Annotated in this window: 22 protein-coding genes; 6 read left to right on the top strand and 16 right to left on the bottom strand. The window is 65.7% G+C overall.

The features are described from left to right. Nucleotides 1-48: 48 nt before the first annotated feature. Genes ACTNBU_RS06555 through ACTNBU_RS06600 form a run of 10 tightly spaced genes read right to left on the bottom strand, consistent with a single transcriptional unit; the run spans nt 49 to nt 9,236 of the window. Nucleotides 49-2,001: a complex I subunit 5 family protein gene (locus ACTNBU_RS06555; protein ID WP_441031945.1), complete on the bottom strand. Its 1,953-nt coding sequence runs from the start codon at nt 1,999-2,001 to the stop codon at nt 49-51. 12 nt (nt 2,002-2,013) lie between these two features. Further along, nucleotides 2,014-3,501, bottom strand: coding sequence for a complex I subunit 5 family protein (locus ACTNBU_RS06560; RefSeq protein ID WP_441031947.1), 1,488 nt, complete (start codon nt 3,499-3,501; stop codon nt 2,014-2,016). 45 nt (nt 3,502-3,546) lie between these two features. Further along, the gene (locus ACTNBU_RS06565; protein WP_441031949.1) at nt 3,547-4,998 is read right to left on the bottom strand and encodes a complex I subunit 5 family protein; all 1,452 of its coding nucleotides are present in this window, start codon (nt 4,996-4,998) and stop codon (nt 3,547-3,549) included. Between the two features lie 36 nt (nt 4,999-5,034). Further along, nucleotides 5,035-6,552 carry a complex I subunit 5 family protein gene (locus tag ACTNBU_RS06570; RefSeq protein WP_441031951.1) on the bottom strand — a complete coding sequence of 506 codons (1,518 nt, stop codon included), beginning with the start codon at nt 6,550-6,552 and terminating at the stop codon, nt 5,035-5,037. Continuing rightward, nucleotides 6,552-6,923, bottom strand: coding sequence for a sodium:proton antiporter (locus tag ACTNBU_RS06575; RefSeq protein ID WP_441031953.1), 372 nt, complete (start codon nt 6,921-6,923; stop codon nt 6,552-6,554). Before ACTNBU_RS06575 ends, ACTNBU_RS06570 begins: the two co-directional genes overlap by 1 nt. A gap of 46 nt (nt 6,924-6,969) precedes the next feature. After that, the gene (gene mbhE / locus ACTNBU_RS06580; RefSeq protein WP_441031955.1) at nt 6,970-7,863 is read right to left on the bottom strand and encodes a hydrogen gas-evolving membrane-bound hydrogenase subunit E; all 894 of its coding nucleotides are present in this window, start codon (nt 7,861-7,863) and stop codon (nt 6,970-6,972) included. After that, a complete protein-coding gene (locus ACTNBU_RS06585) occupies nt 7,856-8,107 on the bottom strand; it encodes a hydrogenase subunit MbhD domain-containing protein (protein WP_441031957.1) in 252 nt (83 codons plus the stop codon). The genes mbhE and ACTNBU_RS06585 overlap by 8 nt, the downstream gene beginning before the upstream one ends. Continuing rightward, nucleotides 8,104-8,427 (bottom strand): cation:proton antiporter, encoded by a 324-nt coding sequence (locus ACTNBU_RS06590; protein WP_441031959.1) that lies wholly within the window; start codon nt 8,425-8,427, stop codon nt 8,104-8,106. Before ACTNBU_RS06590 ends, ACTNBU_RS06585 begins: the two co-directional genes overlap by 4 nt. Beyond that, the gene (locus tag ACTNBU_RS06595) at nt 8,417-8,734 is read right to left on the bottom strand and encodes a monovalent cation/H+ antiporter complex subunit F (protein ID WP_441031961.1); all 318 of its coding nucleotides are present in this window, start codon (nt 8,732-8,734) and stop codon (nt 8,417-8,419) included. Before ACTNBU_RS06595 ends, ACTNBU_RS06590 begins: the two co-directional genes overlap by 11 nt. 31 nt (nt 8,735-8,765) lie before the next feature. Beyond that, a complete protein-coding gene (locus ACTNBU_RS06600) occupies nt 8,766-9,236 on the bottom strand; it encodes a Na+/H+ antiporter subunit E (RefSeq protein ID WP_441031963.1) in 471 nt (156 codons plus the stop codon). A gap of 389 nt (nt 9,237-9,625) precedes the next feature. Between ACTNBU_RS06600 and ACTNBU_RS06605 the strand changes: the two genes are divergently transcribed. Next, a complete protein-coding gene (locus ACTNBU_RS06605) occupies nt 9,626-10,900 on the top strand; it encodes a glycosyl hydrolase family 18 protein (protein ID WP_441031965.1) in 1,275 nt (424 codons plus the stop codon). Between the two features lie 114 nt (nt 10,901-11,014). Then, a complete protein-coding gene (locus tag ACTNBU_RS06610; protein ID WP_441031966.1) occupies nt 11,015-11,737 on the top strand; it encodes a hypothetical protein in 723 nt (240 codons plus the stop codon). Nucleotides 11,738-12,031: 294 nt separating this feature from the next. Here the strand turns inward: ACTNBU_RS06610 and ACTNBU_RS06615 are convergent, their stop codons facing one another. The 5 genes from ACTNBU_RS06615 to ACTNBU_RS06635 form a co-directional block, all read right to left on the bottom strand. Further along, nucleotides 12,032-12,484: a hypothetical protein gene (locus ACTNBU_RS06615; protein WP_441031967.1), complete on the bottom strand. Its 453-nt coding sequence runs from the start codon at nt 12,482-12,484 to the stop codon at nt 12,032-12,034. Between the two features lie 134 nt (nt 12,485-12,618). Further along, entirely contained in the window at nt 12,619-14,172 is a 1,554-nt protein-coding gene (locus tag ACTNBU_RS06620) for a DUF4153 domain-containing protein (RefSeq protein WP_441031969.1), read from the bottom strand. A 61-nt stretch (nt 14,173-14,233) separates the two neighbouring features. Next, nucleotides 14,234-14,524: a hypothetical protein gene (locus tag ACTNBU_RS06625; protein WP_441031971.1), complete on the bottom strand. Its 291-nt coding sequence runs from the start codon at nt 14,522-14,524 to the stop codon at nt 14,234-14,236. 1 nt (nt 14,525) lies between these two features. Then, the gene (locus tag ACTNBU_RS06630; RefSeq protein ID WP_441031973.1) at nt 14,526-14,753 is read right to left on the bottom strand and encodes a helix-turn-helix domain-containing protein; all 228 of its coding nucleotides are present in this window, start codon (nt 14,751-14,753) and stop codon (nt 14,526-14,528) included. A 10-nt stretch (nt 14,754-14,763) separates the two neighbouring features. Then, nucleotides 14,764-15,315 (bottom strand): DUF2975 domain-containing protein, encoded by a 552-nt coding sequence (locus ACTNBU_RS06635; RefSeq protein WP_441031975.1) that lies wholly within the window; start codon nt 15,313-15,315, stop codon nt 14,764-14,766. Between ACTNBU_RS06635 and ACTNBU_RS06640 the strand changes: the two genes are divergently transcribed. From ACTNBU_RS06640 to ACTNBU_RS06655, 4 genes are all read left to right on the top strand, one after another. Next, nucleotides 15,314-15,700, top strand: a complete 387-nt coding sequence (locus tag ACTNBU_RS06640; protein ID WP_441031976.1) for a hypothetical protein — start codon at nt 15,314-15,316, stop codon at nt 15,698-15,700. The two genes, ACTNBU_RS06635 and ACTNBU_RS06640, sit on opposite strands and share 2 nt — an antisense overlap. A 75-nt stretch (nt 15,701-15,775) precedes the next feature. Next, nucleotides 15,776-17,011 carry a polysaccharide deacetylase family protein gene (locus tag ACTNBU_RS06645; RefSeq protein ID WP_441031978.1) on the top strand — a complete coding sequence of 412 codons (1,236 nt, stop codon included), beginning with the start codon at nt 15,776-15,778 and terminating at the stop codon, nt 17,009-17,011. 46 nt (nt 17,012-17,057) lie between these two features. Then, nucleotides 17,058-17,459 (top strand): cytidine deaminase, encoded by a 402-nt coding sequence (gene cdd / locus ACTNBU_RS06650; protein ID WP_441031979.1) that lies wholly within the window; start codon nt 17,058-17,060, stop codon nt 17,457-17,459. After that, nucleotides 17,449-17,691 (top strand): hypothetical protein, encoded by a 243-nt coding sequence (locus ACTNBU_RS06655; protein ID WP_441031980.1) that lies wholly within the window; start codon nt 17,449-17,451, stop codon nt 17,689-17,691. Before cdd ends, ACTNBU_RS06655 begins: the two co-directional genes overlap by 11 nt. A 1,025-nt stretch (nt 17,692-18,716) precedes the next feature. Here ACTNBU_RS06655 and ACTNBU_RS06660 read toward each other — a convergent pair. Next, nucleotides 18,717-19,904 carry a TPM domain-containing protein gene (locus ACTNBU_RS06660; RefSeq protein ID WP_441031982.1) on the bottom strand — a complete coding sequence of 396 codons (1,188 nt, stop codon included), beginning with the start codon at nt 19,902-19,904 and terminating at the stop codon, nt 18,717-18,719. Nucleotides 19,905-20,114: the final 210 nt, after the last annotated feature.

Consider the following 20,114-nt stretch of genomic DNA (forward strand, 5'->3'; position numbering starts at 1 on the left):
AAAAGCCGGCGCGCCGCGAAGGCGCGCCGGCTTGGCTTTTCAGGACGCTCAGGTGTTGGACAGGATGTACAGCAGCATCACCAGCAGTCCCACGCCCGCCACCAGCAGGTCGAAGGAGAAGGTCTCCATCACCAGCAGACGCCGGGGCTCCCGGGCGTAGTCGCCGAAGTTCTCCGCCCGCTTGGGCTCGAAGATGCCCGGGGCCCGGGTGAAGAGGATCTTTTCCCCCAGCAGGATCAGCCACTCCCCCAGGGAGGCGGCGAACCGGGCGCACATGGCCCCCAGGAAGGACAGGGCCCGCAGGGCGGGGCGGTAGACCAGATCCTCCAGATCCAGGCGGCGGGGCCAGCGGTCGGGATACACGATGCCCTCCTCGGGGGTGTACCGCCGCAGGGCGGTGCGGATCACCAGCAGGTACACGGCGGCGCCGATGGACAGGGAGATGCAGGAGCCCTTCAGATTGGCCCAGGCGAAGTAGTGGACGGCGTGGCCGTGGCCCGCCCGGAGGAACTCCCCGGCCCAGGCGGCCAGCGGCTCCATGGTCAGGTTGGGGGTCACGCCCAGCAGGGCCATGACGATGGCGGTGATGGTCAGGGCCGTCCGGGTGGGGCGGGACATGTACTCCTGAACGCCGATGAGATGGCCCGCCGGACGGGGCTCCATGAAGATGCACACGAAGAGCTTGGTCATGTACGCCGCCGTCAGGCCGCCGGAGATCAGGAACAGCCATTCCACCGCCCGGAAGGGGGCGGCGGAGACGCCCAGATGCTCCAGCTCGTGGGTGTACTCCACGATGCCCTCGTGGAGCAGGGTCTTGCTGACGTAGCCGGAGAAGCCCGGCACACCGGCGATGGAGGCCGCGCCGATGAAGAACACGATCTTCAGCCAGGGCTTGTTCCGGCCCCAGCCGCGGATCTCGTTGAGATCCAGGGAGTGGTGGTTGCCCAGGTACACCACGCCGGCGGACACGAACAGCACCAGCTTGATGAGGGAGTGGTTCAGCATGTGCAGCACCGTGCCCCAGGCGGCCAGGGCGTTCTCCTCCCCCAGATAGCCCTGCATGGCCGCGCCGATGAGGATGAAGCCGATCTGGGACATGGAGGAGCAGGCCAGGGTCCGCTTCAGGTCGATGGAGAACACCGCCAGCACCGCGCCCAGCACCATGGTGACGGTGCCCAGGGTCAGGATCACGGCGTTCCAGTCCCCGTCGGCCCACAGCAGATACCGGGACACCGCCAGCACGCCGAACACGCCGCTCTTGGTCAGGATGCCGGACAGCAGGGCAGAGGCGGGGGCGGGGGCCACGGGATGGGCCTTGGGCAGCCAGATGTGGAGGGGGAACATGCCCGCCTTGGCACCGAAGCCGGTGAGACAGCACAGTCCCGCCGCCAGCAGCCGGGGACGGGATCCCTCCGGCAGGGCCGATGCCAGGGCGGCCAGGGCGTCGAATTGCAGGGTGCCGAACATCTGCCACAGCAGGAACAGGCCCACCAGCAGGATCATGCCGCCGAAGACCGCCACGGCCAGATACGTCTGGGACGCCCGCAGGGCGCCGGGAGTCTCCGGCCAGGCCACCCACACGTAGGAGGTGAAGCTCATGATCTCGAAGAAGACGAACAGGGTGAAGAAGTCGTCCGCCAGGAAGACGCCCATGAGGGCCCCCAGGGTCAGCAGCCAAAAGAAGTAGAACCGGTTGACGTGCTCCGTGCCGGAGAAGTACACCGGGGAGGGCAGGGCCGTCATCATCCACAGGAAGGCGGCGATGAGGGCCAGCAGACTGTGGAAGCTGCCGGCGGAGAAGGACAGCCCCAGGCCGCACAGGCCCGGCAGCGTCAGATGGCCGGGAAAGACCGTCAGCAGCACCGCCGCCGCCAGCTCCACGGCGGGCAGCGTCCGGATGTAGACGTCCCGCCAGTCCCGGTCCCGGGCGCGGAGGGGATAGATGGGATAGCTGCCCAGAATGGGGAGAAACACCAGCAGCAGGATCAGAAATTGACTCATGCGGTCCCTCCCTTACAGATAGCCGCCGCCCACCAGCTCCAGGAACCGGATGATGGGGTCGGAGCACAGCGCCAGAACGACGCCCAGGACGGTCAGCAGGATCAGCGGCACGGTCATCATCCGGCCCGGTTCATGGACGGCGGCCAGGGCCTCCTGGTCCGGCTGGCCCACCGGGAAGTAGGCCCGGACGATGACGGTCATGAGATACAGGGTGGTCAGCAGCGTGGACAGGATCAGGGCGGCGATGCCCACGTAGGCCAGGGGATCGCCCGTGTCCACGGCGGCGCCGGAGATCATCCACTTTCCGGCAAAGCCCCCCAGGGGCGGCAGGCCGATGAGGGCCAGGGAGGAGATGGTGAACGTGCCGAACACCACCGGCATCCGGCTGCCCATGCCCTCCAGCTCGTAGACGTACTCCCGGTGGCTGTGGACGATGATGGCGCCGGCGCAGGCGAACAGGGTGATCTTCACCACGGCGTGGTAGACCATGTGGGTCAGGGCACCGGTGAGGCCGCCGGAGGTCATCAGCGTCAGGGAGAACAGGATGTAGGACAGGTTGCTGACGGTGGAGAAGGCCAGACGGCGCTTCAGATGGGGCGTCCGCAGCGCCCGGGCGGAGCCGTAGACGATGGTGACGATGGTGGCCGCCATGACGATGGTCTGGGCGTGGGTGCCCCGGAGGAACCCGGCGCCGAAGCCGTAGTAGATCAGCCGGGCCACGGCGAAGGCGCCCGCCTTCACCACCGCCACGGCGTGGAGCAGGGCGCTGACCGGCGTGGGGGCCACGGAGGCGTCGGGCAGCCAGCCGTGGAAGGGGAAGATGGCCGCCTTGACGCCGAAGCCGAAGAAGGCGCAGACGAAGGCCGCCAGCAGCGTGGTCCTGGCCCGGTCGCCGGTGACGTCCTGTAACAGGCCGCCGTAGGTGAAGTCCAGAGAGCTGGAGTAGTACAGCAGGAACACGATGCCGATGAAGGCGCAGGCCGCGCCGGAGATGGAGTAGATCAGATACTTCCGTCCGGCGTACTGGGCCTTCTCGTCCATGGCGTGCATCACCAGGGGCAGGGTGGACAGGGTCAGCAGCTCGTAGAAGAAGTACAGCGACAGAAAGTCCTGGGAGAAGGCGATGCCGTTCACCACGCCGAAGGCGATGAGCCAGAAGCCGAAGAACCGGCTCTCCTGTCCCTCATGCTCCATGTACTTGATGGAGTACACGGTGATCAGGGGCCACAGCACCGCCACGATGGTGCCGTAGATCATGGACAGGCCGTCGATCTTCAGGGAGATGGACAGCCACGTGCTGAAGCTCACCAGCACGCAGGACAGGGCATCGCCGCCCAGACGGTAGGACAGGAGGATGCCCGTCAGAGCAAAGGCGGTGGTCAGCAGCACCGACGCCATCAGCAGCAGATTGCGCAGCCGCCGGCTAGTGGGCCGGAGGATCAGCATAACCGCACCGGCCAGAATGGGAAACAGAATGGGCAGGGACAGAATTTGATGCACGGCGGCACCTCCTCTACAGCGGAATGGCGTTGGACGGGGGGACGGTCAGAGGAACAGGGCGCGGCTCAGCGCCTCCGTGACGGCCATCAGCGGGCCGGGGAACAGTCCCAGCACCAGGGACAGCACGGCCAGGAACAGCATGGGCCCGGTCATGCCCCGGCCCACCTCCTTCACCTCGGCGATGAAGTCCGCGCCGGGGAAGAAGCCGTCCGCCACGATGGGCAGCAGATAGCCCGCCGTCAGCAGGGCGGAGACGATCAGGGCCGTCACACCGGCGGCGCCCGCCCAGGGGACGGTGCTCTCCAGGGCGGCGGAGGCCAGGAACCACTTGCTGACAAAGCCGCTCATGGGCGGGATGCCGATAAGGGACAATGACGCCAGGGTGAAGCACCAGGCGGTGCGGGGCATCCGGCGGCCGATGCCCCGGAGCTGGTCCACCTGACTGAAGCTGGTGGACATGATGATGGCGCCGGCGGCCAGGAACAGCGTGTCCTTGGCCACGGCGTGGAACACCAGCTGCATCAGGGCGCCCTGGACGCCCTCCGGCGTCAGCAGCAGCAGGCCGAACAGCACATAGGACACCTGGCTCACCGTGGAGTAGGCCAGCCGCTTTTTCAGCTGCCGCTCCCGCAGCGCCAGCATGGAACCGGTGAAGATGGTGCACAGGGCCAGGATCATCAGGGCCTTCTGGGCCCAGGACCCGGCCACGAAGTCCGCGCCGAACATGTAGTACGTCACCCGGATGATGGCCAGCACGCCGCCCTTGGTGATGACGCCGGACAGCACCGCCGAGGCGGGGGCCGGGGCCACGGGATGGGCGGCGGGGAGCCAGGCCTGCATGGGCATCATGCCCGCCTTGGCGCCGAAGCCCACCACCATCAAAAACCACACCGCCACCAGCAGGGGACGGTGCTGGGCGGCCAGCGCCGGATTCAGCGCGCCGCCGGGAGTGAAGTTGGGCAGCGCCTGGAACCGGGACAGGACGAAGAAGCCCGCCAGGGCCATGCCCGCGCCGAAGACGGAGTAGCCCAGGTACTGGAAGCTGGCCCGCCGGGCGGCGGTGGTGCTGTTGTGCAGCACCAGCAGCATGGTCAGCATGGACATCATCTCGAAGAACATGTACATGGTGACGAAGTTCCGGGACAGCACCAGACCCATCAGAATGCCCTGGGTCATGGTGAACACGGAGAGGAACCGCCGTTCCTCCCCGGCGTGCTTCAGATAGGGGAAGGAGAACACGCACACGGGGATCCAGATGACGGCGATCAGCACCATGAAGAACCGGGCCAGACCGTCGTTCTGGAGGCACAGGCGCAGGGAGCCCTGGATGGTCAGCAGGTTCACCGTCCTCTCCGGCAGCAGGCAGACGATCAGCGCCAGCGCGGCGGTGACGATGGCGGTCCACAGGGCGGTCCGGTTCCGGTCCTGTTCAGTTTTCAGGCGGGTCAGGGTGAGACCGCCGGCGATGGGCACCAGAACGGGCAGCAGCAGAAGCATGACGGCCCTCCTTCCTGTGGGGATTTCAGCAGGTGGTTATTTCAGCAGATTGAGGCCGGCGTCCAGCACGTCCATGACGGGGTGGTACAGCGTGCCCAGGGCCAGCACGCCCAGGACCAGCGCCGCCGCGGCCAGGGTGAAGCGGCCATCGAAGGCACGGTCCTCCGGGGCGGTGTGGAGCCGGACGTCCTCCTTCAGCTCGTCCGGGGCGATGCCCCAAATGGACAGCACCGCCGGGACGTAGTACAGGGCGTTCAGCAGGGTGGACAGGGCGATGACCACCAGCACCGCAGCCATCTGTCCCGTGTAGAGGGAGGCGGTGGCGAAGTACAGCTTGGACACGAAGCCACCGAACAGGGGAATGCCGATCATGGACAGGGCGCCTACCGTAAAGCCCACGCCGGCCACCACGTCCCGGTAGCCGCTGCCCCGGAGGTTCCGCAGGCTGTGGTGATGGGCGCTGACGGTGCTGAGCCGTCCGGCGCAGAGGAACAGCAGGGGCTTGCAGCAGGCGTGGACCAGAATGTGGAAGCAGGAGGCCTTCAGTCCCGCCGTGGTGCCCAGGCCCAGGCCCATGAAGATGTAGCCGATCTGGGCCACGGAGGAGTAGGCCAGCATCCGCTTGACGTGGTGCTCCCGCATGGCGGACAGGGACCCCATCACCATGCCCAGCAGGCCGAACAGCAGCAGAATGTTGGAGATGCCCACCTCCATGGTCAGCTCCAGGGAGAACACCCGCACCATCAGCACGATCATCAGGGCGATGTAGCCCTTCAGCACCAGGCCCGAGAGGATGGCGGAGGAGGCGGTGGTGGCGCCGCCGTGGGCGTCCGGCAGCCACATGTGGAAGGGGAACATGGCGCTTTTCACGCCCAGGCCCACGGTCATCAGGCCCATGGCGATGACCAGCGTGGTGTGATAGCCGCCGCTGGCGCACAGCGCGGCCACGGCCCCGGACAGGGGCGTCATCAGCAGGTGGCCGGTGATGCTGTTGAGGAACACCAGGCCCAGCAGGAACATGCCGGAGCCCAGAAGGCTCATGAAGAGATACCGCAGCGTGGCGATGAGGTTGGGGCCGGAGTCCTTGGCCATCACCAGGGCGCAGGCGGCGATGGTGCTGATCTCGATGAACACGTAGCCGGTGAACACGTCGGTGGTGTAGGTCAGGGCCAGCAGGGACGCCAGGGTCATGTCCGCCATGGTGAAGTACAGGGGCTGCCGGGAGGGCTTTACATCCCGGAACAGATCCCGGGCGCCGCCCAGCAGCGACAGTCCCATGACACCGGAAAAGACAACGGCCATCAGCGCCTGCCAGGGGCCGGCCTGAAGGGCGTTGCCGTAGGGGGCCGGGAACCGGCCCATGGTATAGGTGAAGCTCAGGTTGCCGCCGAAGGTGTAGGCCAGCACGCCCATGGACAGCAGGAAGCTGGCGGCGCAGACCCCCAGCGTCAGCCGCCAGGCGGCCCGTCCGCTGGGCAGCACGGCGGAAACGATGCCCGCCGTCAGAGCCAGGAAGATGCAGAAAAAGGGAAAGTTCTCAGCAATGGGCCGCATCAGTCCGCCTCCTTCTTCGCCCGCTCCAGCAGCTCGTCCAGCTCGATGGTGCCGTAGCGCCGGTAGACCCGCTGGATCAGCGCCAGGGCGAAGGCGGTGATGCTGACGGACACCACGATGCCGGTGAGCACCAGGCCGCTGGGGATGGGGTTGATGTACAGGGGGTGGAAGCCCACATCCCCCACGATGGGGGCGGTGCCGCCGTCCACGTAGCCCAGGGAGGCCAGCAGCAGGAACACGGCGGAGTCCATGATGTTGAAGCCCACCACTTTTTTGATGAGATTCTTCTGGACCATCACGTTCAGAAGGCCGATGCCGAACAGGACCACGGCGGTGATGGCGAAGCGGTTGGTGACGATGAGATCCAGCATGGCGGCCTCCTCTCTGCGGTCAGAACATGATTTGTGGAAAAGGGGATCAGATCTCCCCGCGGGAGAACAGGGCGAAAAAGCCGTAGACGGTGCAGGCCACCACCAGGCCCACCGCCAGATCGATGGCCATGGTGAAGGACGCGCCGTACTCCAGGCCGTTGGCGCCCATGAAGATGTAGAAGCCGTACAGCCCGGCGTAGAGCAGCAGGCCGAAGGTCCGCACGGCGCTGAACACCCGGCTGTTGAAAAAGCGGCGGACGTTCTCCGGGCCGTAGGCGGAGGAGCAGAGGATCAGGCCGCAGCCCAGGATGGTGCCGCCGGAGAAGCCGCCGCCCGGCGACTCCTCGCCGTGGAGCAGTACGTAGACGGCGAACAGGAAGATGCAGGGGATCAGCAGCTTGGCCGCCTGGGTCAGGATCACGTCGGGATTCCGGCGGCGCAGCTCGTCCTCCTGACGGCGGCGGCGCAGTTCATCCGGGTCCTCCTCGTCACAGCCCGGCTCCCGGCGGAGCAGCAGCGTCACGCAGGACACCGCCAGGAACAGCACGCAGCTCTCGCCCAGAGTGTCGAAGCCGCGGTAGCTGAGGATCATGCCGGTGACCACGTTGGCCGCGCCGGTCTCCTCGTAGGAGTACTCCAGATAGTGCTCCGCCACCTCGTTGTTGGTGGGGTTGTCCGGGTCGCCGAAGTCCGGCATGGCGGCCACCGCCGTCAGCAGGACGCACACCAGCACGGCGCAGATGATCAGCGCCGCCAGGGGATAGCCGTGGAGAAAACGGTACAGGCGGTGCCGCTCACGGCGGTCCTGCTCCTCCGGTGTGGGCCGGGGCGGAGCGATGTGACGCCGCTCCATGACGAACAGCGTCCGGTCCTTGGGCTCCCGCTCGCCGTTGACCCAGGAGACGAACTGGCTCTTCCAGTTTTTTTCTGTCTTATTCATCCCGCGTCCCCTTCAGGCCATGGATCTTCTTCAGCGTCAGGAAAAACAGAATGCTGCTGATGCCGGCGCCCACGGCGGCCTCCGTGATGGCCAGATCGGGGCTTTGCAGCAGGCTCCACAGCACCGCCATGATCAGGGAGAAGGCCATGTAGACGATCACCGTGTTCAGCAGCCGCTTACACAGCGCCGCCGCCACGGCGGTGACGATGAGGCCCGCCAGCAGGATGCCCTCCAGAATGATCATCGTCTCTCCTCCCTGCACTCAGAATGGATGTCGGAAATGGTCCAGATCTCCATCTCCGCGATGAGATGGCTGGCCACGGGGCTGGTCAGCCACAGAAACACCAGGATCAGCAGCGTCTTGGCGGCGGACAGGGACCAGCCGTGGAACAGGATCAGCCCGATGAGGATGCAGAAGATGCCCAGGGCGTCGCCCACGGCGGCGGCGTGCATCCGGTTCAGCACGTAGTCGAAGTGGAACAGGCCCAGCACCGCCGTGAAGAACACGAACAGGCCGAACAGGAAAAAGGCCAGGCCCAGGGCCGTGACGATGTTATGTACCATGCCGTTCGCTCCTCTCTCCGGACTTCAGCTTCCGCCGTTTCTGGCGGAACGTCACCATCCGGGACAGGACCACCACCGTCAGGAAGCTCAGCAGGGCGTAGACCAGGGCCACGTCCACCAGAAAGTCCTCCTCCAGATACACCGACAGCAGCGTGATGATGGCCACCACGATGGTGTTCACCACGTTGATGGCAATGATGCGGTCCGTGAACCGGGGGCCCAGCACCGCCCGCACCAGCGCCGCGAAGAGCAGCAGGACCAGCACCACGGCGCCGGCCATCAGGACCACGTGTTTCACTTGTTCCATGGGCGATCCCTCCCTTCTGTCCGCGCCTCTCTCAGGGGGCGTCCGGCTCCTCCAGCTCCAGCAGAAGCCGCTGGAACTCACTGTTTTCAATGCCCTCCGCCAGGGAGCGGTCCAGGGCGTGGACGTACAGATGTCCGTCCTGGTCCTCCACGGTGATGGTGCCGGCGGTGAGGGTGATGGAATCCCCCAGGATGGCCCGGGCGGCGGGACTTGTCAGCCCCGTGTCGAACCGCACCAGCAGCGGCTCCATCCGGCGGCCCCGGGTGTAGATCAGCTTCATCACCACAAAGCCCGCCTTCAGCATCTCCGCGATGAGATAGCTCAGATAGCGCAGGCCCTTCCCCAGCTTCCGGAGGGCCAGCAGGTCATACCGGGGGGCGTAGCCCAGCAGCTTCACGCCGAAGGCGTACAGCGCCAGGGAGACCACAGCGCCGGACAGGCAGACCCATCCGGTCAGCTCGCCGGACAGCAGGATCCAGATCAGAAAGAACAGCAGAAACAAGGCGGTCTCCCTCCCACGCGGCGGATAAAAATGAAAAAAGAAAAGGCGCCGTGGACGGACATCCGCGCGTCCATCTCCGCCGGCAACCTCGTAAAGATATTGTAAAGAATTCAAAAAAAGATGTCAACCGTTCCAAAAATAAAAACGGCTCCGCAGAGAAAGTAAATTAATACAAAATTTCCAGATAATTTTCGTGTAATATGCCATATTTACACGGAAAAATACTGGAAATACAGGGGGTTCGCAGGGGGAAAAACGCCGTTTTCCGGTGTTCTGAACGCCGCCTTTTCTGCATAAGTTTTCACGATACAGCCGGGGCCCTGTCCGCCGCGGGCCGGGTCCCGGCTGTGAATTCCAAATTCCAAACCGATGACAGGAGGGGACGCGCAATGACCATCCATGTTGTGCAGAGAGGGGAGACCGTGTCCGCCATCGCCGCGGGATACGGCGTGGACCCGGCGAGAGTGATGAGCGACAACGACGTGCCGCCGGACGGCGCTCTGGCGGTGGGCCAGACGCTGGTGATCCGGTTCCCACGGCAGGTCCACGCCGTGGAGCCGGGGGAGACGCTGTACACCATCGCCCGGGACTACGGGATCCCGGTGCGGCAGCTGTGGCAGAACAACTGGGCGCTGGGCGGCGGCACGTCGCTGGAGCCGAGGCAGGTGCTGGTGATCTCCTATTTTGACGAAAAACTGGGACAGGGGGTCTTCAACGGCTACGCCTATCCCTTCATCGACCGGGCGCTGCTGAACGCGGTGGCGCCCTATCAGAGCGCCCTGACGCCCTTCACCTACGGCATCAGCGCCTCCGGCGGCCTGCTGCCCCTGGACGATGACGCCCTGCTGGCCGCCGCCCGGGCCCACGGCGCGAAGCCGGTGATGCACCTGTCCACCTACACGGAGGACGACCGGTTCGACGTGGAGCGGGCGGAGCTGGTGCTGACGGACCAGGCGGTCCAGACCGCCCTCATCGGGGAGATCCAGGCCACCATGGCCCGGAAGGGCTTCGCCGGGCTGGACGTGGACTTCGAGTATCTGCCGGGGACGCTGGCGGACGCCTACGCCGCCTTCCTGGGACGGCTCCGGCGGCTGCTGGGGGCCCAGGGCTGGTTCGTCTGGGCGGCGCTGGCCCCCAAGACCTCCGCTGGCCAGCCGGGGCTGCTCTACGAGGGCCACAATTACGCCAAGGTGGGCGCCGCCGTGGACGCCGTGCTGCTGATGACCTATGAGTGGGGCTATACCTACGGCCCGCCCATGGCGGTGGCGCCGCTGCCCAACGTCCGGGCGGTGCTGGACTACGCCGTCACCGAGATCCCCGCCGCCAAGATCCTGCTGGGCGTGCCCAACTACGGCTACGACTGGCCCCTGCCCTTCGTCCAGGGCACCACCCGGGCACAGTCCATCTCCAACCAGGAGGCCATCCGGCTGGCCGTTCACTACGGTGCGGACATCCAGTACGACGAGACTGCCCAGTCTCCCTTCTTCCGCTACACCGGGGAGGACGGCGTTATTCACGAGGTCTGGTTCGAGGACGCCCGGAGCATGCGGGCCAAGCTGTCCCTTGTGGCGGAGTACGGCTTCCTGGGGGCCGGGTTCTGGAACCTCATGCGGCCCTTCTCCCAGACCTGGCTGACCCTGGCCAGCCTGTACGACATCCTGTAGAAGCCGGGAGGCCCCGGCGGAGCGCGGTCTCTGAAAAATTTTTCGTGGGTTTTCCGGTTCGGTGTTGTATGATAGGGTAAAAGACCAAACCGCAGCGCCGAAAGGAGAATGCCTGTGAAGACCGTGAAATGGAGCGCCCGGCGGGCGGCCGCCGTGGGCGTGGCCCTGCTGTTCGCCGCGCTGGCGTATCTGGTGTACCGGCAGGATTTCATCCCCCTGGGCACCGGCGAACAGCGGGTGCGGGCCATCGTGGACTACGCCTCCGCCGATCCGGAGGACACGGACTCCCTGCGGGCCGTCCTCCATCCGGTGGTGGAGTTCGACGAGACCATCCGGGACCGCCGCATTCTGGTGTTCAGCGACAGCGAGATAGAGGGATTGCTGGGGGAGATCCAGTTCCGCCGGGGGGTCCTGGGCGGCTGGCAGCCCCTCAGCGCGTCCTACGCCGTGGGGCCGGTGATCCGGAGCGCATCGGTGAGGGACCGGGACATCCGGGTGGTGTACGCCGTGGACTGTCCGCCGGAGATCGCCCATTACAAGGTGCAGGCCGACCTGCGGAACCCCGGCAGCCTCATGGCGGAGGGGGACGTGACGGGGCCCCGGTTCTTCCACGTCCATGAGACGGACAAGGACTATTTTCCGGCCCTCTGGCTCTTTGACGCCCGGGGGGAGCAGCTGGATGCGGCGGACTATCTGGCGGTGGATCAGGACTACCCCTCTCCCGGCATCGGCTCCGCCGAGATCAACGCCGTGTACGTCTTCTGCTTCATCGTGCTGGGCCTGGGCTGGCTGGTGGTGAAGTACCTCTGGGGTGAGAAGCCAGAGAAGAAGGAATGATGCGAAAAACCGGGCCGGACGAAAGTCCGGCCCGCAGCTTGTCGAAAATCCCCTGTTTGAAGGAAAGAAGTTCTTTTTTGCAGGGGGAGTACGAGGGGGCGGGAGCCCCTTCGTATGGAATCGAATGTCTGCAAAAAGCCTGCGCCAGCAGGCGTTTGCGCCGCGCAGCGGCAGATTTTCGGTCCGCTGCGCGGTCCGAAAATCGAGACATTAGGCAGGCTGTCGGAAAAGTCTCTGACTTTTCCGACAGCCTGCGGGCCGGACGAAAGTCCGGCCCGGTCCGTATTTCCGCTGTTATTCCAGCTGCGTCAGCGTCACCACGCCGCCGTCCCGCTTTACAGAGAACCGCGCGTTTTCCCGGTAAGTGACGCAGGCGGCGCCGCCGTCCCAATGGGTGAACTCCATCCGCCAGCCCAGAGAATCGGGATAGCCGCAGACGGCACAGACCACCCGGCCGTCCCGGAGAAAGATGAGCTGGGTCATGCCCTCACTGACCGTCTCCGGGATGCGGCGGCTTTCCAGGACGCCCATGGCGGCGGCCATCTCCTTCCGGCTGGCGTATGGGGAGAAGGTGTACGCCGTGTCCCACCGGAAGGGGACCAACTGGCTGAGGGACACGGTATCGCCCTCCGCACTTTCCACCGCCCGGTCCAGCCGCCGGACATTGAGCCGGTATGCCGGGTCCGTCAGAAGCAGCAGAAGCAGGACGGCTAGCACTGCCGGGAGCCATCGGATTCGCTTTTTCATGGGTATAACCTCCCGTTTCCGGGCCGTTTGGGGGCGGCAGGGCCGTCCGGTTGGGCACTGTGTGGATTATGTGAACAGAATTGTGGAAAACTTGGTGAATAATGTGGAAAACCGATGGGGCGGCTGGGAATTTGTCAACCGGGGGAACCGGTCCCTCCGGCGGCCAGTCGGGCGGACAGGTTCCAGCTCTCCCACTGTCCGCACGCCCGGGCCGCGTCCTGCCGCCGGTTTGCCAGGATCTCGCCCACCGTCTCCTCCCGGAGGGTGTAGCCCACGTCCTCCGTCAGCTCCGGCACCCAGCGGCCGCTGCCCATGGCCGGGTCCAGCCGCTCCAGCTGGCCCAGGGCGTCGAAGGACAGGCCAAAGGCCAGATACTCCACGTCCATGGCGGCGCTCTGTCCGCTGAGATACCGGTCCACCTGGTCCTTCGCCACCAGGTAGTCCGCCGGGACGCAGTTGACGGCCAGCCAGCCCGCCAGCGCCGCCGGGAAGGCCGTCCGGCAGAACCGGAAGTCCGGGCGCAGGGACTTCCACAGGGCCAGCGCCAGAAACACCGCCATCATCCCCATGCCCCAGTAGGTCATCAGCCGCTTGAAGCTGAGGCCGTAGACGGACACGTACAGCGTCATCCGGCAGCAGGCGGAGGCCAGAAGCGCCAGACTCTCCGCCGCCAGCAGGACGCACAGTCCCCGCACCAGGCGCCAGCACCGTCCCGTCCGGCGGCTGCGGGTCAGGGCGGTCAGCGCCGCCGCCAGATTCACCGCCGTGACGCCCACCATCTGGAAAAAGCCGCTGCGGGCCCACTCCGCGTAGGAGATGCCCTTCTCCGCCAGATACGCCGCCCCGCCGGCCAGTCCCCGGAGCTGGACCGCCAGGAACAGCAGATACAGCCCGCACAGGCTCCACAGCACAAGGGCGTACCCCAGACCGTCCCGGTTGCCGGACCGGTCCGCCGGGAGTTTGTTCAGCGGCTCCGGACGGCCCAGCCGGTACAGAAAGCCGAAGACGAAGGGCGTCGCCGCCAGGGCCAGACACAGCTTCCACAGTCCTGTGGTAAAGTGGTCCCGGAAGAAGGTCAGGAAGTCCCACGTCACGGCGGCGAACAGCGCGTCGGCGTCCGCCAGCACCGGCAGCAGCACCGCCAGCAGTCCCAGGGACACCGCCGTCCCCGCCAGCACGGCGGCGACTCTGCCGCCGCCCTGTCCGTCCCTCCGGCGCAGGGCGGCGGGGGCGGCCCCCAGACTGCCCAGCAGTCCCCGGAGCAGCAGGGCCAGCCGCTCCCGGAGCATGGCGGGCCGCCACCAGGGCAGCGTCCCCTGGGCGGACAGGGCCTGGAGGGGCGTCAGCACCAGCAGCGCCCCCAGATCCCACAGCCGGAACCACCAGTTGGAGGTCAGGGCGAAGGTCAGGGCCAGAAACAGGTCCGCCCCCAGCAGGACCCGGCTCTCCCGGGTGCGCAGCAGGCCCCGGCCCCCGTAGGCCAGGGACAGACCGTGCCAGCAGAACACCAGCAGCGTGACCCCCAGTCCCGGCTGGTGAAACAGCACGCTGTCCACCATCAGAAGACAAAATCCAAACGTCAGCAGCAGGAAGACCCGGTCCCGGGGGGCGGTCTCCCAGGTCTTCTCCGGATTTTTGGCGCACTGAACCAGCCCCGGCGCCTGCGGGGCGTTTTTCACGTTCTCCATATGCGATTCTCCTTACGAACTGTCCGTCAAACGCGGACAGAAATGGTTGAGGTGGGGGCGGTCAGACGGCGGAGGCCAGAGCGTTCAGCAGGGCCGTCACCGCCACCAGCACGGCGGCCGCCGCCGTCACCGCCGGGGCGGTGTCCATCAGGGCCGTCCAGTCTCCCGCGGCCACCAGATGGGACCCGTAGGCCAGCTGGCACAGCAGGGCCAGCCCGCAGGTCAGACCGCTGGCCGTCAGGACGGGGCCCAGGCGGCGCTTCCGCCGCTCCGGGCGGGCCAGGAGCCAGACGGGCAGTCCCCACGCCGTCAGGCCCAGGAGCAGACTGGCCAGGTTCAGCAGGCTGTACATCTCAGCGGCCTCCTTCCGATTCGACACCGTCCGGGACGAACTCCAGAATGTCCCCGGGCTGGCAGTCCAGGGCGGCGCAGATGGCCTCCAGGGTGGAGAACCGGACGGCCCGGGCCTTGTTGTTCTTCAGAATGGACAGGTTGGCCAGGGTGATGTCCACCTTCGCCGCCAGCTCGCTGAGGGTCATCTTCCGCTTTGCCATCATCACATCCAGATTCACGACGATCATGGCGGCCTCCTCAAATGGTCAGGTCGTTCTCGGCCTTGATCTCCGCCGCCTGACGGAACAGGGCCGACATGATGAGGCACAGCAGTCCCGCCATGGCGAAGATGGGCACGAACAGGGCGTTGTAGGTCAGCAGGGGCGCGGGGGAGCCGGAGAGGCAGACGCTGAACACCACCCGCACCAGCGCGGCGGCCGCAATGCAGAAGGCGCAGACGGCGGCCCGCTTCAGGCTGACGGCGTTTTCCATGGAGAAGGGCTCTCCCCGGAGAATGGTGTTCAGCACCCGCCGTCCCTGCCACAGCACCACGGCGGTGCAGCAGCCGGAGAACAGCAGAAACAGGGCCAGCATCAGCGTGTACGGCGCGCTCCAGACCTTGCTGACGCCCTCCAGCCAGAAGGAGAACAGGTCCCCGGTCAGGCTCAGCTTTCCCGCCAGCAGAAAGGGATTCTCCCGCCAGTACACCAGCGGCGGCACGACGGGCAGGGCAACGAGGTTGCACACGAGGGTGATGTTCACCAGCACCTTCAGAAGCCCCGCGATCTTTTGTACGGATGTCTCTTGCATGGCAGTTCCTCCTTTATCTATCCGCATCGTATCACAGGGAATATCGTTTGTCAACGATAATTTATCGAAAAACAATAAAATCATATTGAGGGACGATGCGGCGCGCGGGACGGGGGCAGGGGGGGAAAACCCCAGCAACGCGGCGGCCTGTACCGCCCCCCGCTTTCCTGTAAATGAGAGAAAGGAGAGGGAAAATCATGTATCTGTTGCAAACAAGCATCGCTGCTTGGTGAGTTCAATATACCGGGAGGCTGAAAAAAAGTCAACGGCTTTTCCGGAACCTTCACAATTTGTTTACAACCGTTCGGATTTCGTTCACGCTTTATTAAAATTTTGCCGCTTTGTCACTCTTTTGTTTCTATTTCCGGAATGGAATGCGGTATAATGCCTGTCAGACAAAAACCGACAGAAAGGGTCTGTTATCATGCATAAATTCACCGCGCTTTTTCTGGCCGTTTTGATGGCCGCATCCCTCGCCGCCTGCGGGCATCAGCCCTCCGGCGGCCCGCCCAAAGACGGAGACGGCAATTTGGCCGGCGTTTCCGCATCCTCCTCCGCCGGGTCCTCACAGGAGCCGGAACCGGAGACGGAGACGCCGCCGGAGCCGGAGCCCTATGAGATCTCCGATCCCACGGTGATGCCCGAGGGCGGCGCGCGGGACGGCGTGCCCTACGCCGCGTATGACGGCGTGGTGGAGCATCTGTTCTTCCACCCGGTGGTGGCCTATCCGGAGTTGGCCTTCGACGGCGACAAGCAGGCCAACGGCATCGACGACTACATGGTCACCGCGGACGAGTACCGGAAAATTTTGCAGAGCGTCTACGACAAGGGCTACGTGCTGGTGGACATCGGCGACGTGTGGAGCGAGACCACCGGCGAGGACGGCCAGCCCAAAATGGTCCGAAACACCCTGTACCTCCCGGAGGGAAAGAAACCCCTGATCCTGTCCTACGACGACACCAACTACTATCCCTACATGCTGGACAACGGCTTTACCTACAAGCTGATCATCGGCGAGGACGGAAAGATCTGGTCCTGGGGATTGGACCCACAGGGGAACGAGGTCACCAGCCGGGATCTGGACGCCATCCCCATTCTGGACAAGTTCGTGGAGGAGCATCCGGACTTCTCCCCCTTCGGGGCCAAGGGCTGTCTGTCCCTGACGGGGTATGAGGGCATCCTGGGCTACCGCACCCAGACCACCACCACCGGCTGGACGGCGGAGCAGGAGACTGTCCGGCAGCAGGAGCGGGAGGCGGTGCGGCCCATCGTGGCGGAGCTGAAGCGCACCGGATGGACCTTCGGGTCCCACACCTGGGGCCACATCCGCCTGGGCTCCAAGCCCCTGGAGGACATCCAGGCCGACACCCAGCGGTGGCTGGACGAGGTGGGCAGTCTGGTGGGGGAGACCAGCATCCTGTTCTATCCCCACGGCGAGCGGCCCGACGGCAACGACTGGAAGCAGACCGGCCCCGTGTTCCAGTACCTCCAGAGCCAGGGCTTCCGGGTGTTCTGCTCTGTGGGCATCGAGAGCTTCAGCTATATCAAGAAGGACATCTGCGCCGTCATCTGCGACCGGCTCCATCCCGACGGCACCACCCTGCGCTATTCCCGGGACCGGTACTTGCAGTTCTACGACGCGAAGGATATCATGGACGTGGACGTCCGGCCCCAGCGGGAGATCAAATGGACCTGACGGGCATACATATGGATACCATGAGACGGTAAAAGGAGGTCTTTCCATGACATTGGAGGAACTGAAGCAGGCGGCCGTGGCCATGCTGGACCGGGCCTACTGTCCCTACTCCCACTTCCCGGTGGGGGCGGCGGTGGAGTGCGCCGACGGCTCCGTGTACACCGGCTGCAACGTGGAGAACGCGGTGTATCCGGCGGGCATCTGCGCCGAGCGGAACGCCATGTTCCACGCCGCGGCGGAGGGCCACACGGACTTCGTCCGCATCGTCATCGCCGGGCGGAGTAAGGACTACTGCGTGCCCTGCGGCATCTGCCGTCAGGTGATGCAGGAATTCGCGCCGGAGCTGGAGGTCATCTGTCTCAACGGCGCGGGGGAGGCGAAGACCTTCACCCTGAAGGAGCTGCTGCCCTACGGCTTCGACGGGAGGTGGCTGCCGGATGAACACTGAGGCGCTGCTGGCCCGTCTGCGGGCCGATGAACGACATGACGCCGCCGTCCTCCGGATGGGGGAGGCGGACTACGGCTGCGAGGAGCGCCCCGACGACGCGCCGGAGATGGTGTGGCTGCTGGCCGTCACCGCCGACGGACGGGAGAAGTCCCTGGAGGTCCCTGCGGACGCGGCGGACCGGCTGGGGCTGGCGGAGGGCGTGCTGTTCCGCATGGAGGAATTGGGGGGATAGGGGTTCCACCCCCCGCGGGAGTGCGGGGGTGCGGCGAAGGCCGGGGGCTTTGCGAGGTCCCTCGCGGGGCGGGACTTTTTCCCGTCAGGACGGGGGTGCCGGGGAAGCCCGGCGGCTTCAAAACCCCCATTCTCTTTTTCCGAGGAAAAAGAGAATGCGCCTTTTGATGGTGTAAGAGAAAAAGGCTTGGGCGGCGGCATTCCGGACTTCGTCCGGAACGCCTTTTTCCGCCTGTTACGGGGGTTTGGCCTGGTGGGACTCGATGGTTTTGCCCACTCAACTGAATATGGCAGCTGCGAAAGCTGGGGGAATTCAGGGATGCTCTGCCGTTCTCTTTTCGCTGCCGCACCCTGGCAGTTGCGGAAGTCTCCGGAAACGCCTTTGTCAATCTTCCGCAACCACCGGACTGCGGCAGCGAAAACAGAAGCAGGAAGTATCCGGGAGCGCCCCCAACTTACGGGACCGCTATGCACGGTTGAGTGGACGCAAGCCGACAGGTCCGCACCCCAATACCCCCCGTAAAAGGCGGAAAAAGGCGTTCCGGGCGAAGCCCGGAATGCCGCCGCCAGCGTCTTTTCTCTTGACACCATCAAAAAGCGCTTTCTCTTTTCGGCGCAACCGATAGGGGCCCCCACAAAAGCCCAGCGAAGCGGGTTTTGTGGGGAAGAGGAAAGCGGCGAAGCGCCGCCAGCGGCGGAAAAAGCGAGCCGGTTTCGAGGAAGCGGCGCGATTGGCGGACCCGAAGGGGCCGGGAATCGCAATGCCGCGACGGTGTGCAAGGGGGCAACGGAGCGGTATGAGGGATGCCCTCTCCCGCGGGGCGTCCCGAATATAGCGCAGTTTGACCCGACGACGAAAGGGGGGGGGAAGCCCCGCAGCCTTCGCCGCACTTCCCCGCGCCCCGGGACGGGGCGCACCCCCCAGTCCCCTGCAAAGGGGCCCCTCACAAAACCCGCCGGCAAAAAAAGCATCCCCCGACTGGGCACTGCCGCCCGCCGGGGGATGTTGTTCGTATGGATCTGCTTTTACCGGCGACCGCCGCCGCCACCGGAGCGTCCGCCGCCGAAAGAGCCGCCGAAGCCGCTGGAACGACCGCCGCCTCTGCCGGAGAAGCCGCCGCCGAAAGAGCCGCCGAAGCCGCCGGAGCGACCGCCGCCGCCACCGGAGAAGCCGCCGCCAAAGGAACTGCCGAAACTGCCGCCGGAACGTCCGCCGCCGCCACCGGAGCGGCCGCCGCCGAAGGAGCCGCCGAAGCCGCCGGAACGTCCGCCGCCGCTGGAACCTCCGAAGCCGCCGCTTCTGGGGGGACGGGGCGGCGTGCTGCCGGGTCCTCTGCCTCTGGGGGTGCCGCCGGGACCGCCGGGAGGCGGGGGCGGTCTTCTGGGGGGCCGGGGCCGCCACCAGCTGCGGCCCCAGAAGATGGGATAGTACCGCCGGGTGGGGATGCCCATGCCGGGGCGGAGATACCGCCGCCGGTACCGGGACCAGCGCATGGCGTCCAGGATCACCCAGATCACCAGCAGGACGATCAGCAGCGTCAGGAACCGGGAGAAGATGGCCCCAGCGGCCAGTTCCACCGTGCCGGTGGTGTAGGTGGAGTACTGGCCATTGGGCGTGGAGTAATTCTCCCGCATGGCGGGGATGTAGCCCTCCTTCACCGTGACGCCGTAGCCGTCGGCCAGATAGTCCGTCACCGCGTCGAAAGCGGCCCGGACGCCGGCGTCGTATTCCCCGGCCACGAAGTCATCCTCCAGGTTGTTGTTGACGATGGTGTTGATGGAGCGGCCCTCGCTGTCGGAGAAGCCGGCGCCCCAGATGATGTAGTAGTCGCCGCCGGGCTGGCCGTTGTAGTAGTTGTCCAGGGCCAGGAACAGCAGGACGCCGTTGTTCCGCTCCGCCGAGCCAACGCCCAGGCGGTTGAACTCGTTGTCCGCGTAAGTGGCGATGTCCTGACTGCCGGTGTTGGAGATGACCTCCACGGCGATCTGGGCGCCGGTCTGGACGAAGAGGGATTCGTTGATGGCGTCGATGTGGGAACAGGTCTTGTCCGACAGGACGCCCTGGTCGTCGTAGACATACGTATAGCTGCCCTGGATGGCGGTGGAGGCGGGGCCGGTGTCCGCCGGTTTCTTCGCCTGGCCGATGCCGATGCTGACCACAATGGCCAGGATCAGGACCACGGCCGCCACAGGGCGCTTTTGGAAGATTTTCATGTTGGATACCTCCGGGAGGATGGGGATGTCCCTGGCGGGACGGGCTTTTTTGGGTCCCTTGCGGGAGTGCGGGGGTGCGCCCCGTCCCGGGGCGCGGGCGGGTGCCGGGGAAGCCCGGCAGCTTCAAAACCCCCTTTCTCTTTTTCCGTGGAAAAAGAGAAAGCGCTTTTTGATGGTGTCAAGAGAAAAAGGCTTGGCGGCGGCATTCCG

The organism is Dysosmobacter sp. HCP28S3_G4 (genome assembly GCF_052065175.1).
GTDB lineage: Bacteria > Bacillota > Clostridia > Oscillospirales > Oscillospiraceae > Oscillibacter.

Excerpts from the sequence above, each read along its gene's own strand:
- ACTNBU_RS06660 (WP_441031982.1), bottom strand. The coding sequence starts at position 19,904 with ATGAAAATCTTCCAAAAGCGCCCTGTGGCGGCCGTGGTCCTGATCCTG.
- mbhE (WP_441031955.1), bottom strand. The coding sequence starts at position 7,863 with ATGAATAAGACAGAAAAAAACTGGAAGAGCCAGTTCGTCTCCTGGGTC.
- ACTNBU_RS06575 (WP_441031953.1), bottom strand. The coding sequence starts at position 6,923 with ATGCTGGATCTCATCGTCACCAACCGCTTCGCCATCACCGCCGTGGTC.
- cdd (WP_441031979.1), top strand. The coding sequence starts at position 17,058 with ATGACATTGGAGGAACTGAAGCAGGCGGCCGTGGCCATGCTGGACCGG.
- ACTNBU_RS06585 (WP_441031957.1), bottom strand. The coding sequence starts at position 8,107 with ATGATCATTCTGGAGGGCATCCTGCTGGCGGGCCTCATCGTCACCGCC.
- ACTNBU_RS06595 (WP_441031961.1), bottom strand. The coding sequence starts at position 8,734 with ATGGAACAAGTGAAACACGTGGTCCTGATGGCCGGCGCCGTGGTGCTG.
- ACTNBU_RS06615 (WP_441031967.1), bottom strand. The coding sequence starts at position 12,484 with ATGAAAAAGCGAATCCGATGGCTCCCGGCAGTGCTAGCCGTCCTGCTT.
- ACTNBU_RS06620 (WP_441031969.1), bottom strand. The coding sequence starts at position 14,172 with ATGGAGAACGTGAAAAACGCCCCGCAGGCGCCGGGGCTGGTTCAGTGC.
- ACTNBU_RS06625 (WP_441031971.1), bottom strand. The coding sequence starts at position 14,524 with ATGTACAGCCTGCTGAACCTGGCCAGTCTGCTCCTGGGCCTGACGGCG.
- ACTNBU_RS06570 (WP_441031951.1), bottom strand. The coding sequence starts at position 6,552 with ATGCGGCCCATTGCTGAGAACTTTCCCTTTTTCTGCATCTTCCTGGCT.
- ACTNBU_RS06590 (WP_441031959.1), bottom strand. The coding sequence starts at position 8,427 with ATGGTACATAACATCGTCACGGCCCTGGGCCTGGCCTTTTTCCTGTTC.
- ACTNBU_RS06640 (WP_441031976.1), top strand. The coding sequence starts at position 15,314 with ATGGCAGTTCCTCCTTTATCTATCCGCATCGTATCACAGGGAATATCG.
- ACTNBU_RS06635 (WP_441031975.1), bottom strand. The coding sequence starts at position 15,315 with ATGCAAGAGACATCCGTACAAAAGATCGCGGGGCTTCTGAAGGTGCTG.
- ACTNBU_RS06605 (WP_441031965.1), top strand. The coding sequence starts at position 9,626 with ATGACCATCCATGTTGTGCAGAGAGGGGAGACCGTGTCCGCCATCGCC.
- ACTNBU_RS06555 (WP_441031945.1), bottom strand. The coding sequence starts at position 2,001 with ATGAGTCAATTTCTGATCCTGCTGCTGGTGTTTCTCCCCATTCTGGGC.
- ACTNBU_RS06645 (WP_441031978.1), top strand. The coding sequence starts at position 15,776 with ATGGCCGCATCCCTCGCCGCCTGCGGGCATCAGCCCTCCGGCGGCCCG.
- ACTNBU_RS06630 (WP_441031973.1), bottom strand. The coding sequence starts at position 14,753 with ATGATCGTCGTGAATCTGGATGTGATGATGGCAAAGCGGAAGATGACC.
- ACTNBU_RS06565 (WP_441031949.1), bottom strand. The coding sequence starts at position 4,998 with ATGCTTCTGCTGCTGCCCGTTCTGGTGCCCATCGCCGGCGGTCTCACC.
- ACTNBU_RS06655 (WP_441031980.1), top strand. The coding sequence starts at position 17,449 with ATGAACACTGAGGCGCTGCTGGCCCGTCTGCGGGCCGATGAACGACAT.